Annotated in this window: 11 protein-coding genes; 2 read left to right on the top strand and 9 right to left on the bottom strand. The window is 56.2% G+C overall.

What is annotated here, in order from left to right:
• Positions 1-53: 53 nt before the first annotated feature.
• Positions 54-2,120 carry an NAD-dependent DNA ligase LigA gene (gene ligA, locus PGR91_RS11655; RefSeq protein WP_118656990.1) on the bottom strand — a complete coding sequence of 689 codons (2,067 nt, stop codon included), beginning with the start codon at positions 2,118-2,120 and terminating at the stop codon, positions 54-56.
• Between the two features lie 210 nt (positions 2,121-2,330).
• Between ligA and PGR91_RS11660 the strand changes: the two genes are divergently transcribed.
• Entirely contained in the window at positions 2,331-2,642 is a 312-nt protein-coding gene (locus tag PGR91_RS11660; protein WP_055206083.1) for a hypothetical protein, read from the top strand.
• A gap of 83 nt (positions 2,643-2,725) precedes the next feature.
• Here PGR91_RS11660 and PGR91_RS11665 read toward each other — a convergent pair whose 3' ends face one another.
• Together PGR91_RS11665 and PGR91_RS11670 are read right to left on the bottom strand one after the other, a co-directional pair.
• The gene (locus PGR91_RS11665) at positions 2,726-3,961 is read right to left on the bottom strand and encodes a 6-phosphofructokinase (protein WP_101573320.1); all 1,236 of its coding nucleotides are present in this window, start codon (positions 3,959-3,961) and stop codon (positions 2,726-2,728) included.
• 168 nt (positions 3,962-4,129) lie between these two features.
• A complete protein-coding gene (locus tag PGR91_RS11670) occupies positions 4,130-5,320 on the bottom strand; it encodes an FprA family A-type flavoprotein (RefSeq protein WP_055206087.1) in 1,191 nt (396 codons plus the stop codon).
• Between the two features lie 188 nt (positions 5,321-5,508).
• Between PGR91_RS11670 and PGR91_RS11675 the strand changes: the two genes are divergently transcribed.
• The gene (locus PGR91_RS11675) at positions 5,509-6,087 is read left to right on the top strand and encodes a DUF4294 domain-containing protein (RefSeq protein WP_055206089.1); all 579 of its coding nucleotides are present in this window, start codon (positions 5,509-5,511) and stop codon (positions 6,085-6,087) included.
• Between the two features lie 29 nt (positions 6,088-6,116).
• Here PGR91_RS11675 and PGR91_RS11680 read toward each other — a convergent pair whose 3' ends face one another.
• From PGR91_RS11680 to PGR91_RS11705, 6 genes are read right to left on the bottom strand one after another with little or no spacing between them, the layout of a single operon-like run.
• Positions 6,117-6,584 (bottom strand): nucleoside deaminase, encoded by a 468-nt coding sequence (locus tag PGR91_RS11680; RefSeq protein ID WP_118457215.1) that lies wholly within the window; start codon positions 6,582-6,584, stop codon positions 6,117-6,119.
• Positions 6,585-6,635: 51 nt separating this feature from the next.
• Positions 6,636-7,871, bottom strand: a complete 1,236-nt coding sequence (locus PGR91_RS11685; RefSeq protein ID WP_055206093.1) for an exo-beta-N-acetylmuramidase NamZ domain-containing protein — start codon at positions 7,869-7,871, stop codon at positions 6,636-6,638.
• Entirely contained in the window at positions 7,868-9,742 is a 1,875-nt protein-coding gene (locus tag PGR91_RS11690) for an MFS transporter (protein WP_118656992.1), read from the bottom strand. The genes PGR91_RS11685 and PGR91_RS11690 overlap by 4 nt, the downstream gene beginning before the upstream one ends.
• A 41-nt stretch (positions 9,743-9,783) precedes the next feature.
• Complete coding sequence (locus PGR91_RS11695) at positions 9,784-11,085, bottom strand: SpoIID/LytB domain-containing protein (protein WP_118656994.1); 1,302 nt, start codon at positions 11,083-11,085, stop codon at positions 9,784-9,786.
• Positions 11,082-12,023 (bottom strand): DUF4922 domain-containing protein, encoded by a 942-nt coding sequence (locus tag PGR91_RS11700; RefSeq protein WP_118457208.1) that lies wholly within the window; start codon positions 12,021-12,023, stop codon positions 11,082-11,084. Before PGR91_RS11700 ends, PGR91_RS11695 begins: the two co-directional genes overlap by 4 nt.
• A gap of 24 nt (positions 12,024-12,047) precedes the next feature.
• Positions 12,048-13,517 carry a glycosyltransferase family 2 protein gene (locus PGR91_RS11705; RefSeq protein ID WP_118657062.1) on the bottom strand — a complete coding sequence of 490 codons (1,470 nt, stop codon included), beginning with the start codon at positions 13,515-13,517 and terminating at the stop codon, positions 12,048-12,050.
• Positions 13,518-13,533: the final 16 nt, after the last annotated feature.

Here is a 13,533-nt window from a genome sequence, read left to right on the forward strand (position 1 = left end):
AAGATTATCCTTTGAAATATCCGGAAAGTCAGATGGAATTTTCGTTTTGCCGATTATAAGGGTTCTTCTTTTTTCTCGGACGACGATTGTTCCGCAACGGGAATTTCATCGTGTTCCTTCTCCCCGACGGCTTCTCCGGCAATAATCCGTTCGAAATCGGCCTCGCCGATAATTTTGACGCCCAGCTTATTGGCTTTGGTCAATTTCGCCGGGCCGATATTATTGCCGGCCAACAGATAATCGGTATTGGACGAAACAGCTCCCTGATTCTTGCCGCCGTGCGCCTCGATCAGTTGTTTCAACTGATCGCGCGAATGTCTTTCGAACGTCCCCGAAATGACGATCTTTTTGCCGTCGAGACGATCCGAAAGACGCGCCGATTCCCCGGCTTCGAAATGCAGGCCGCTCGCCTTCAGCCGTTCCAAAATATCCAGGTTCGCCGGATCGAGAAAGTAATCCCGCACGCTGACAGCGATCCGCTCGCCGATATCCTCCGCCGTAGCCAGCTCCTCGGGCGTAGCCGCGGCAAGCGCATCGAGGCTCTTGAACTGCGCGGCAAGCGTTTTGGCGGTCGTCTCGCCGACGAAGCGGATCCCGATCGCGAACAACACCCGGTCAAAAGGCACGTTTAACGACTTCCGGATACTGTTTAAAATATTGTCGGCGGATTTCTCGCCCAGACGCGGCAAATCGACCAGGTCCTCGCGTTTCAGCCGGTACAGATCGGCGATATCGGCGACCAGCCCCGAATCGTACAACAGTTGCACCGTCTCCTCGCCGAGACCGTCGATATTCATCGCCTTACGCGAAATGAAATGCACGATACGGCCGACGATCTGCGGCGGACAATGGCTTGGGTTCGGACAGTAATGGCGCGCCTCGCCTTCGTATTTGACCAATTCCGTTCCGCATTCCGGACAGTGCGTGATGAACTTGAACGGCTCGCTGCCGGCCGGACGTTCGGACAGATCAACGCCGGTAATTTTCGGAATAATTTCGCCGCCCTTTTCCACATAGACCATATCGCCGAGCCGGATATCGAGCAGCGCGATCTGTTCGGCATTGTGCAGCGAAGCCCGTTTGACGGTTGTGCCGGCCAGCGGCACCGGATCGAGGTTGGCGACCGGCGTCACCGCCCCGGTACGCCCGACCTGAAAATCGACCGACAACAGCCGGGTGCGGGCCTGCTCCGCTTTGAATTTATAGGCTACGGCCCAGCGCGGAGCCTTGGCGGTATAACCGAGCCGATTCTGATCGGCGAAACGGTTCACTTTGATTACCACGCCGTCCGTAGCGAACGGCAGGTCGTAACGCGCCTTATCCCAATGACGGATAAAAGCGTCTATCTCGTCGATCGAACGGCACAGGCTGATCTGATCGGATACCTTAAATCCCCAACGTCGGGCCGCCTGCAAACTTTCGTAATGGGTTTCGAACGGCAGCTTGTCGCCGACCAGCGCATACAGCGTGCAGTCGAGCTCGCGGCGGGCGGTTTCGGCCGAGCTCTGTTGTTTGAGCGACCCGGCGGCGGCATTGCGCGGATTGGCGAACGGCGTCTCCCCGATGTCTTCCCGCTCCCGGTTCAGTCGTTCGAACGAGCGGAACGGCATCAGCACCTCGCCGCGAATTTCGAAAAAGGACGGGTAATCGTCCCCGGCAAGCCGCAGCGGCACGGTGCGGATCGTCCTTACGTTCGCCGTCACGTCGTCGCCGCGCGTCCCGTCGCCGCGCGTCACGGACTGCGACAAGCGACCGTCCTGATAAGTCAGGCTGATCGCCGTGCCGTCGAATTTCAGCTCGCATACGTATTCCACAGGTTCCACCTCCTTGCGGATGCGAACATCGAATTCGTGCAGCTCGTCGAGCGAATAGGTATTCGACAGCGACAACATCGGATAACGGTGTTCCACGGTGCGAAACTCATTGGTCGCATCGCTGCCGACGCGATGCGTCGGCGAATTGGGATCGTCGAACTCCGGGTAGGCTTTTTCGAGCTCCTGCAACTCGCGTAACAGGGCGTCGAATTCGTAATCGCCGATCAGCGGATCATTCAGTACGTAATACCGGTAATTGTGATCATTGATTTGTTCGCGAAGTTGTTCGATTTTCTGCCGCATAATAGTACCGATTTAATATAAAAGGCATTACTTTTGTGCCGCCTACGGGAAAGCCGTGACAAAACTAATAAAAAACAAACACAAAAACCAGACCCCAAACGGCAACGTTTCGGAGTAAAAAACAGGCCATACGGACAATTTGCAGTTTTTTTGGGATGTTCGTGTTTTGATTTACAAATTTTGCTTATACTTGCAGAAAATTTTTGGGAAACAATGACGGAAAAGAAACAAAAGAAGCGAGTTGCTATCAGTTACAAGAACCTTTCGCCTGAATTGCGGGATGAGGTGAAGAAGCAATATCCGAACGGATATACCGATCACATGATCCGCATCGACAAAGGCCCCGGGGATTTTTTCTACGCGATCGTATTGGAAACCGAAGACACTTCTTACCTGATCAAAGTGGACGTCAAAGTGGACGATCAGGTCGAAGAGGACGACAAAGACTTCTTCGGGGACGACGAGATTAAGGACGACGATGAAATCATCGACACCGATATGGCGGATATGGACGACGAAGAGTAAGCGCTTATCTAAATAAAACTTAAACAATCAGGGCTGCACCGGAAGGATGCAGCCCTGATCTATTTTTTATCCGGCGGAACGGATTATTCGTTCCACTCCAGAATCTTGTAGAAATCGAAAGCTTCCGGATTCGGCACGTATTTTTTGGCGGCTTCGTAATCGGCCGGCGTGACGTAGTTCAGGATGTTTTTGATGACCATCGTAAACTTGTCCGAATTGATATCGACCAAACGCGGCGGAATCTTGCCGGTTTCGGGATCCTGCAGGTCTTTCAGGTACAGCGGAGAAATCTGTCCGGCGGGATCGGCATACACCATACAGCCGGTCTTGCCTTCGCTGAACAACTTATAAGTCCCCATACCCAGCAGCGAACAGTAAACCAGGTCGTAAGCGACCGGAGTCTGGCAGCGCACCTCGTAACCGATTTCGACCGGACGGGATTTCACCTTAATTTTCAGTTCGCCCAATTTCTTTTCGAGCATTTCATTGAATATGTGAGCTTTCGACACTTTGCCGAGTTCGGGATGCCCGTGGTCGTCATACGAAAAATGAATCCCCGATTTTTTGATTTCGGCATCGCTCAACGAGTGGAATACGCCCTCCGAGATCATCGCCACGCCATAGTCGAGTCCCATGATCTTGCGCTTGATGATCGACGAAACGACGAGGTTCACGATCTTCTCGACGGTAATCTCGGTCTTGTTGAACATCTCGGGAATCACGATCATCGGATAGTGGCAGGCCGTACCGATGCCGAACGCAAGGTGTCCGGCGGAACGTCCCATGGCAGCCACGACGAACCAGTTGCCGCTGGTACGCGCGTCGGTATAGACCGTGCGGCCGATGATCGAACCCATGTCCTTGGCGGACTGATAACCGAACGTCGGCGAGCCGGCCGGCAGCGGCAGGTCGTTGTCGATCGTTTTCGGAACATGGATGTTGGCGATCGGATACTTTTTGGCTGCCAAGAATTTGGCGATGCGGTTCGCAGTCGAAGCCGTATCGTCACCCCCGACGGTCACCAGCAACTTAACGTTGTTTTTGACGAACAGGTCGAGGTTGAAATCTTCTTCGAAGTTTTTGTCCGACGGTTTGAAACGACTCATCGTCAGGAACGATCCGCCGCGATTGAAGATGTCGTCGGCCAGCAGGAAGTCGATCTCGGTGATTTTCGGCGTGTCGGTGAACAGAGCGGAATATCCGCCGTGCAGTCCGAGCACCCGGTATCCTTTCTGTAAAAACGTTTTTGCCACGCTACCGACCACAGTGTTCATTCCGGGAGCAGGCCCCCCGCCCGTCAAAATTGCAATTGCATCCATTTCTTTTATTTTAAAGTTTAAGTTCTATCAGTTCCGGCCCTTGCGCCGGATGTTTTTTCGTTTGAGCGATCCAAAAATACAATTTATTTTTAATATTTTTTAACAATTTTTGAGATTTATTACCGCATTTACCGCTTTTTTAACACGACGCTACGGCAGTACCACACCCTACCCGAGCAACCGGGCGGCCATCGCCGCAGCCAACGCATCGCAGGCCGCCTCTTTTCCGGGCTCGGGATGCCCCATGATCTCCGCGGCGGGCGCGACCACCTCCCACCCGATCTCTTCGGCGAAAGCATTCAGATTTTTGACGCCCCCTCCGTTCCAACTGTACGTACCGAAAATACCGAGCAATCTCTCCTTAACGCCCATATGCAGCAACTCGCGCGTCAGGTTCTCCATCAGCGGAAACATCTGCAGGTTGTAGGCGCAGCTTCCGAGCACCACCCCCTTATAGCGCCAGATATCGTTGATAAGGTATGAAATATGCGTTTTCGACACATCGTGGACGCGGACCTTTTTCACGCCGGCTTCGGCGATCCGACGGGCGATGTAATCGGCCATTTGCGCCGTATTGCCATACATCGACGCATAGATGACCACGACGCCGTCCTCGCCCTGATAGCTGCTCCAGCGATCGTACAGGCCGATCACCTTGCACGGATCGGTACGCCACACCAATCCGTGCAGCGGGCAGATCGTACGGATCGGATAGTCGCGCAATTTGGCGAGCGCCTTTTGCACCATCGGGCTGTACTTACCGACGATGTTCGAATAATAGCGGCGCATCTCGTCCTCGTAGAAAGCGAAATCGGTCTGGTCGTCGTACACCCCTCCGTCGAGCGCCCCGAACATACCGAACGCATCGCCCGAAAAAAGCACGCCGTCGGTCTGGTCGAACGTCATCATCGTTTCGGGCCAGTGCACCCACGGCGTAAACACGAACTTCAGGTTGTGATATCCGAGCGACAGCGTGTCGCCGTCCTTCACCTCGATCAGGTTGTCCCGTTTGCCGAAATAGGCTTCCAACACCCGGAAAGTTTTACAGTTACCGACGATTTTCACATCCGGGTAACGCTGCACCAGGTTTTCGATCTCGCCCGAATGATCGAGTTCCATATGGTGGATGATCAGGTAATCGAGCGGACGCCCGTCGAGCGACTCGGACACCCAGTCCGCATACGAACGGTCGCTGCCGCTCTCGACGGTATCCATCAGCGCGCACTTTTCGTCCCGAATCAGGTACGAATTGTAGGACACTCCATTGGGCAATGGCCAGATATTCTCAAAAAGTTGTTTGCGGCGATCGTTGACGCTCGTCCAATAAATCCGTTCGCCGATGCGTTGTTTACAATTCATAATCTAACTCTCCTCTTTTATCTTGTCCGTAAACGTTTCGTAATACAGTCTGCGGGCAGCGCGCCCGCGTTCCGTCCGGGGAAACACAACAATCCGTCCTCCATGCACGTTTTATACCCGAGCGGGCAGCGCCCGAATTTTATTTTAATTACCTTTGCAAAGGTAAAAATTATTTAGAAATCGAAAACATGAACCGCTGTCTGTTCCCGGTGCTTGCGGCCATTCTGCTGTTGACGAACCTGAAAGCTCCGGCGCAGGTAATGACCGAGTACGGCCCGGTACAGACGAAAGTCGTGGACGGGGATACGATCACGACGGTTTACCTGAAACCGGCGTTCGTCTTCAAACGCGCGGCCGACGAGAGACGGTGGTCGCGACTGATCTACAATCTGAAGGTCGTCTACCCGATTGCGCTCGAAGCCAATGCGACGTTGCACGCCATGGAACAGCGCATGGACAGCATGAAAACGAAGCGCGAAAAGCAGGAATTCGTCAAAGCGATGGAACGCGCGCTGAAAAGGAAATACACTCCCGTTCTGAAAAACATGACCCTATCGCAAGGAAAGCTGCTGATCAAACTGATCGACCGGGAGACCGACCAGACCTCCTACGACCTGGTCAAACAACTGCGCGGCGGATTCCGCGCATTTTTCTGGCAAAGCATCGCGCGCCTGTTCGGCGCGAACCTGAAAGACACCTATGACGCCGAAGGCGACGACCAGATCATCGAAGAGCTGATCATGCTGTACGAAGCGGGATTGCTTTAAACCGATCCATAAACTCCCCCCGAAAACATTCAATATTCGACCTTATCGGGCTTTTCCCGCCACAGGCGGAATGCCTCGAGCGCTTCGCGGCGCAACAGACTCTCGCCCGGAATGCTGCGCCGCGACGGGGCGAGGACGACTTCGTCGTAGATAAACGCATCCCCGAAACCGATCTCTGCGGCATCCTTCCGGTTGTTGCCGTAATAAATCCGGGATATCCCGGCCCAGTAAGCAGCGCTCAGGCACATCGGGCACGGTTCGCAGGAGGTATAGAGTTCGCAACCTTCGAGCCGGAACACCTTCATCGCGGAACAGGCCGCGCGGATAGCCGTCATTTCGGCATGCGCCGTCGGATCGTTCAGCAGAGTCACTGAATTGGAACCCCGAGCAACGATCTTTCCGTCTTTCACGATCACTGCGCCGAAAGGCCCGCCGCCTTGCCGAACGCTTTCGCAGGACAGGCTGATAGCCTCCCGCATAAAATCTTCTTTCGTCATCTTCCTGTTTCTTTAATTACACGACACGTTCCGCCGGATATTGTCGTTCTTTCACTCCCCGTACAAATAGTATTTCCGCGACAACGTCCTGAACGGAGCGACATCCTTGTACCAATAGGCCCGGATATCTTCGAAACGGTTGCGCGCCGCAAAAGTCTTGCGCACGTAATCGCTGCCGGTCACCTGGTCCATCATCCGAAAACGCGCCGTATCGGCATTGGCCAGCACTGCGCGGTCGGGATAGAGCCGGGCGATCTCCTGCATCACGTAAAACTGAATATCGGTCAGCGGCGCATCGGGGTACTTCGTAAGATGTACCTGCACGCCATGCAACTGCTTTCCCTGTCCGACCGAGTAAAACGGTTTGACATGGATCGGTCTGAAAATCACCCCTGGTAACTTCAGTGCGTTCAGGCTGTCGGCAAACTGCTCGGCATCGATCCATTCGGCGGCGAACATCTGGAACGGAATCGTGTACCCGACCCCGATCGACAGGTAGCCGAAATCGCCCACAATTCCGGAAGCCGGATAAAAAAAGGCCGTTTCCGCCTGCGGAATATGCGGCGACGACGGAATCCACTGCAACCCGGTGTCCTCGTACACCATATCCCGCTTCCAGCCCTCCATCGCGACAACGTGCAGGTTGCACGGCTTACCGATCATCCCTTCGCCGTTGAGCAGCATCGCCAATTCGCCGCAGGTCAACCCATAGACATACGGGATGCGGTACTGGCTGACGAAGCTGAAAAAACCGTCTTGCACCAGCGGCCCTTCAACCTTCCGTCCTCCGAGCGGATTGGGCCGGTCGAGCACGACGAATTCGATACCGTTCTCGGCGGCGGCGGCCATCGCTTCGCCCATCGTGCTGATGTAGGTGAACGACCGGCAGCCGATGTCCTGGATGTCGTACACCAGCACGTCGATCCCCCGCAGCATCTCCGGCGTCGGTTTCCGCGTCTTGCCGTACAGCGAATAGACAGGCAGTCCGGTCACGGGATCGGTCTGGTTGCCAACGTGATCGCCGGCATGCGCATCGCCGCGCACGCCGTGCTCCGGCCCGAACAGGGCCACCAACTCGACATTCGGCGCTTCGTTCAAAATATCGACCGTCGACCGCAGTCCGTCGTCGACTCCGGTAGGATTCGTAATCAACCCGACGCGCTTGCCCTCGAGCAGTTCGAACCGCTGCGCTTTCAACACCTCTATTCCCGTCTTGACGACGATCGGGCGAGCGACGCCCGTTCCGGCCAGCAACAGCGCCAGGCCGATCAACAAACTCTTTTTCATCCGTTATCGTTTTCTTTTCTCCTTCCGTAATCCGGATCGATCTTCAGCAGCGACACCGCAACGACCGGCACGACGCTGCACAGCATGACCCATACGAAAAAGTGATTGTAGCCGAGCTGTTCTTGCAGCCAGCCGGCGAACATACCGGGAATCATCATCCCCAGCGCCATAAAACCGGTGCAGATCGCATAATGCGCCGTTTTCTGCGGTCCGTCGGCATAGTACATCAGGTAGAGCATATAAGCCGTAAAGCCGAACCCGTAGCCGAACTGTTCGATAAAAACGCAGGCGTTGATCGCCAGCAGGTTCGACGTTTGCGAGAAGCTCAAGTAGACGAACGTGACGCAGGTCAGCAACATACTGAACGTCATCGGCCATATCCATTTTTTCAGGCCGCCGCGGGCCGCCGCCACACCGCCGATAATCCCGCCGAGCGTCAGTCCGATAATCCCGATCGTACCGTATACCAGTCCGACCTCGCCGGTGGTAAGCCCCAGCCCGCCGGCCTCCTTCGGGTCGAGTAGGAACGGGTTGATCAGTTTCAGCAGCTGGGCTTCCGAAAAACGGAACGTCAGCATAAAAAAGATCGCGGCCGCAGCCTGCGGCTTTTTAAAGAACGATACGAAAGTGGCCGAAAACTGCCGCAGGATATCGCGCGGCGTCGATCGGGCGGAAGCCCGGTCGGAACCGGGTCTCGGCAAAGCGAAGCGATGCCACAGGCCGAACAGCACGAACAGGCCCGCCAATACGAAAAAAGTGACCGACCAGGCGAACGGGATATTGCCCGAAAGCCCTTTATATTCGGCCGAACTGGATTGTTCCAGTTTCGGATCGGCTTGGAAAACGATGTAGGCCGGTCGGTTCCAGTTGGTTTCGTCGAACGTCAGCCGGTCGCCGTGGACGAGCGAAACGCTCCTGTCCCCCCGGTTCATCGACGTGTTCAGCACAACCTCCCGTCCCGGCTCCGGACAGCCGGAAAGCGAAACCGCCGCAACCGCGATGTCACCGGAGAAGCCGCTAACGACCGCCGCCTCGCGCCGTTCGCCGAAACGACGCCGGATCCAGCCGCCCAGCGGTTCCGAAACGTGAATGGTCCACCATCCGGCCTCCGCGACGTTTCGCACCGCCGTACCCGGCTGCTCTCCGGAAGTCAGGAATCCGTTGGCGCGATTTTGCGCTTCGACCAGTTGCAACCAACGCTTAAGGCTATCCTGCGGGATTCCGGCCGTACTTATCGTCACCGGCCCGGGCGCCGTCAAAAAATGCAGCTCTCCGGAGTGTCCGGACGGCACGGCAGCCGTCTCGGGCAAACGAAACTCCGTCCGCGACTGTCCGGGTTGGACTTTCACATCGATTCTCAGCGGCTCCGTCCCGGTCGCGCTTTCGATCAGTCCGGCCAGAATAATCAGCAGCCCCTGCCCCATGATGGTCGCTACCCGGTAAAACGTACTGCGCACCCCGACATACAACGCCTGCCGGTTCGTATCCAGCGCCAGCATGTAGAAACCGTCGGCGGCAATGTCATGCGTCGCCGAGCTGAACGCCATCAGCCAGAAAAAAGCCAGCGTGGCCTGGAAAAAGAACGGAGCGGGAATCGTGAACGCAATCCCGGCAAACCCCGCCCCCAGCAGCAATTGCATCGTAACGATCCACCAGCGCTTGGTTTTCAGCAAATCGACGAACGGACTCCAGAACGGTTTTATGACCCAAGGCAGGTAAAGCCAACTGGTGTACAGCGCGATATCGGTATTGGATACCCCCATCCGCTTGTACAGGATTACCGAAATGGTCATCACCGCCACGTACGGCAACCCCTCGGCAAGGTACAGCGTGGGAATCCATGCCCACGGCGATCTTTTCAGGTTCTTCATCTCTTTTCGATCAACGGACGGCACTCCGAGGCCGCTCCGAATCAATAATATTTTTCAACGGCGGCGCCCCGGTAATAGTGCAGCAGAATCCGGTCGTAAGCGAATCCCCGGTGTCCCATCACCGCTGCGCCGATCTGACACAGCCCTACGCCGTGCCCCCAACCGGCTCCGCGCAATATAAAACCCTCCGCCGTTTTCTCCACGACGAAAGCCGAACTGTACAGGTGCGACTCCGAAAGGACGCGCCGTATTTCGAGCTCTTTACCGATAGTCACGGCTCCCTGCGTACCGACGATCCGAAGCTTCACCAGCCGGCCCGAAGCGCCGCGCTGCACGGGAATCAGTTCCCGAATCGCCCCCAGGTCGATCCCCAACCGGCGGCGCACCAGATCGGACAGTTTCCACGGCGTATAATCTACCCGCCATCGGTAGAAATCCGAAGTTTCGCAGTCGTACCCGTTCAATACCTGTCCGAGAATCCCCGGATCAGACGTATTGCAAAAAGCCTCGGCAGACGCCCCGACCCACCGCGCAGCTTCGTCCTCCCGCGTCAGGTCGGGTGCCGGAGGATCGCCGTCGCAATCCCGCACTCTCGACAGGTAAGGATAATCGCGCTCCTCCCAACAATTGCGGAACTCTTCGGTAACCCCGCCGCAACACTTCGAAAAACGGGCGTCGCAAATTTCCCCTCCGTAGGTCAGCACTTCGCCGCAGGTATCGGCGACCGCCCGACGTACCGCGGCCGCATGTTCGTAAGTACGGGTAATCCCCTGATAACGCTGACAGTGATCGTCGGCGCAAACATCGAAAAGCGAATGATCCTCCCGGTCGTACCAGCGGATTCGTTCTTCATCGTCGGAACGGACAATGCACTTGGACTCCGCCACAGCAGGCTCCGCCTGCCGCCGAACGATCTGCGCCAGCAACCAACTGCGCGAAATCACCGCATGGGCTTTCAGAAGTTCGGGCGATGCGGAAGCGTTCATCTCCGACGCAATCACGCTTACGAGATACTCTTCTACGCCGATACGGTTGACGGCCGTAACCCGTCCGTCGTCCGCGATCAGTTCCAATGCGCCGCGGAATACCTGGTCTTCGGTCCGCTGCCAGTGAAAACCAATCCCGATCACCACCTCTTTCAGCGTAAAAGAAGCATCTGCCCCGCACGGTTCGAACCGCAAACGCCCGTAAGACGCTCCGTCCCATCGCACCCGGTCGCCGTCGGCCGAAACCCGGTTTTCTCCCGCAACCGTCTTTCCCGCCGCCGTATAGTCGCCATGCAGCACGAAACCGATCCGTTGCGCCGTCAGTATCCCGACGCTTACCTGCGGTTGCCGATTCATCCGATATTCAATTTACCGACAATCCGCTGCAACGCACTGTCGTCGATACATACTTCATTAAAAATCGCACGGATATTCTCCGCCGTAATCTTCACGAAATCATCCTTGCGCGGAACGATCATCACGCCGGCCAGATCGACCGAAGCCGGACTGACCAACAGATCGGTCGCTCCTTCGCCGTAAAAGCAGGCTGGCCGGTGCTTCGTACGCGGAAAAACGCAACTCGTCCATCCGTCGCTGTCGTACCACGTCAGCACGTTCATCATCGGTTCCGCATCCGCCGGCAATACCTCCAATGCCTCGTACAATTTCCCGAAGCAGGCGGCCGCAGCCGACGCATCGGCGGAACGGATCACGAATCCGCCGCGCAGGTAATCGCGGATCGCATACGCTGCTGCCCCGGACGCTTCGAGAACCTTTTCGGTCGCAAAACGTCCGACTTCGGCCTCCAACGGCATCGCGCCTTTGCCTACCGCCTGAAAATGAGCATGGTCTGGAGCCGAGGCTCCGCACCGCGGGCCGTTGTAAAAGACGACCTCCCGGTCGAAGCAGCGCGCCAAAGCCAGCATATCCCCATAACGATCCGCGATCGACTGCGGCACGTGTTCCGCCGCAGGAATCGTAAAATGTCGGGCGAAAATCGGATACGGATTTACCAATACCCGATAACCGTCCCCCCAGGGTAATCCCCGCTGTTCGGGCGGTTGATTTTCCGAACATAAAAAACATTTTCGGGCAACGACGGACGCCGCATCGACCTTTGCGGCCGACGAAACGATCCGCGCCGGATTGAACTGCACCCGAATCAAAAAACCGTCCAGATCGAACGTCTTGGTTTCAATCCGCCGCAGCGCTTCGAAATTCCGCCGGGCAAACTCCCATTCCGCGAGTTGACTTTCGAAAAACGCGTTCAATTCATCGGCTCCAGGACAATTCATTTTTATACAATCGGTTACAATCCGTTATTTCACTTGCTTATTCATATTCAAGGCGATGCGGGCCCGCAGTTCCCACGTCCGCAAGCGGTCCTTGTAAACATTGTTCCGGTTCGTCCGGACGATGTCGAGCGAAGCGTCGGAATTATCGTCCCAGCGACGGCACAGATAAAGCACGTCGTATATCCGGCCGATCCGGTATTCGCGCGAAAAGCGCAGCCCGAGCGCGTAATCCTCCCCATAACTGGTATTCGGCACTTTCAGTTCGCGCAGCAGCGGCGTATAAAACGCGCGCGGAGCTCCCAGACCATTGATCCGTAACGCATTGTTCCGCCCGTTCTCAAGCGTCCATTCCCGGTGGTCGATCACCCCCGGCGGGATCGGCTTCATCTCGAAATCGGTCAGCATATAAGTTCCCACGACCATCGCGCACCGCTGGCTGTAAAAGGCGTCGACGATTTTCTGCAACGTATGTTCGTCGGCATATACGTCGTCGCTGTCGAGCTGCACGGCAAACCGGCCGCATCCGGGATGATTCACCCCGACATTCCAACAACCGCCGATCCCGAGGTCGTCCCGTTGCGGAACGATATGGATCAGCCGCCCGTCCGCTGCAAAGCGGTCGATCGCTTCGGTCGTGCCGTCGGTCGAATGATTGTCGATCACGATCAGATTGAATTTAAATCCGGCCTGCTGCTTCAGCACCGAAGCGATCGCATCTGCGATCGTCCGTACCCGGTTGCGTACCGGAATGATTACCGAAGCCTCGCACCCGAAACCGTCTGCGGCGAACTCCAGTTCCCGGAACGTCGGCTCCAGATAAGCCCCCACCCGTTTCAGATGGTCGGTACACGCCTGTTCCATTTCCATCTGCGCGTCCCGGTTTTTCGGATCGACATAGCTAAATAAAGAATTCACATCACCCGACTCATCATCCTTTAAATCAGAATATAGATATTCGTTAATATGCACCAACAAGTCCCGACAGGAAACCCTCAGGCGCAGGTCGTAAAGCCCGGCGAAACGGTAATCGCGTTCCATCTGTCCTACGGCTCGTTTCAGCGCGTCCGTCCGGTACAGCAAAACCGGCCCGAAATCGAAATCGTCGCGCAGGCTGCCCGCCTGGCAATCGATCACCGGGTGTTCGCTGCGGCGACCGTTCCGCACTTCGTAATAATCGGCGTAAACCAGCCCGGCATTCGTATCCCGCGCAACTTGCAGCATCCGGTCGAGAGCGGACATTCCCATCCGCAATACGGCATTGCCGGTATAGATCAACGTATAATCCCCAGAGGACGCTTCGGCGATCTTCCGGAGCGTCGCCGAAGCGCACAACGGCCCGCCGATCCGGTTTTCGCACTCATCGGCCGGATCGTTCTCCGACCCGTCCACCCAGAAAATTTTGTCTACCGCCTCTTCCCGGCGCAACCCGTCCGTTACGCTTTTCGCCTGCTCCGTACCCATACCGGGCAGAAAACAATCCACACGTATTTTCATCGCAATCTGCTTCTTG

This window comes from Candidatus Alistipes pullistercoris (genome assembly GCF_027665465.1).
GTDB classification, from domain to species: domain Bacteria; phylum Bacteroidota; class Bacteroidia; order Bacteroidales; family Rikenellaceae; genus Alistipes_A; species Alistipes_A hominis.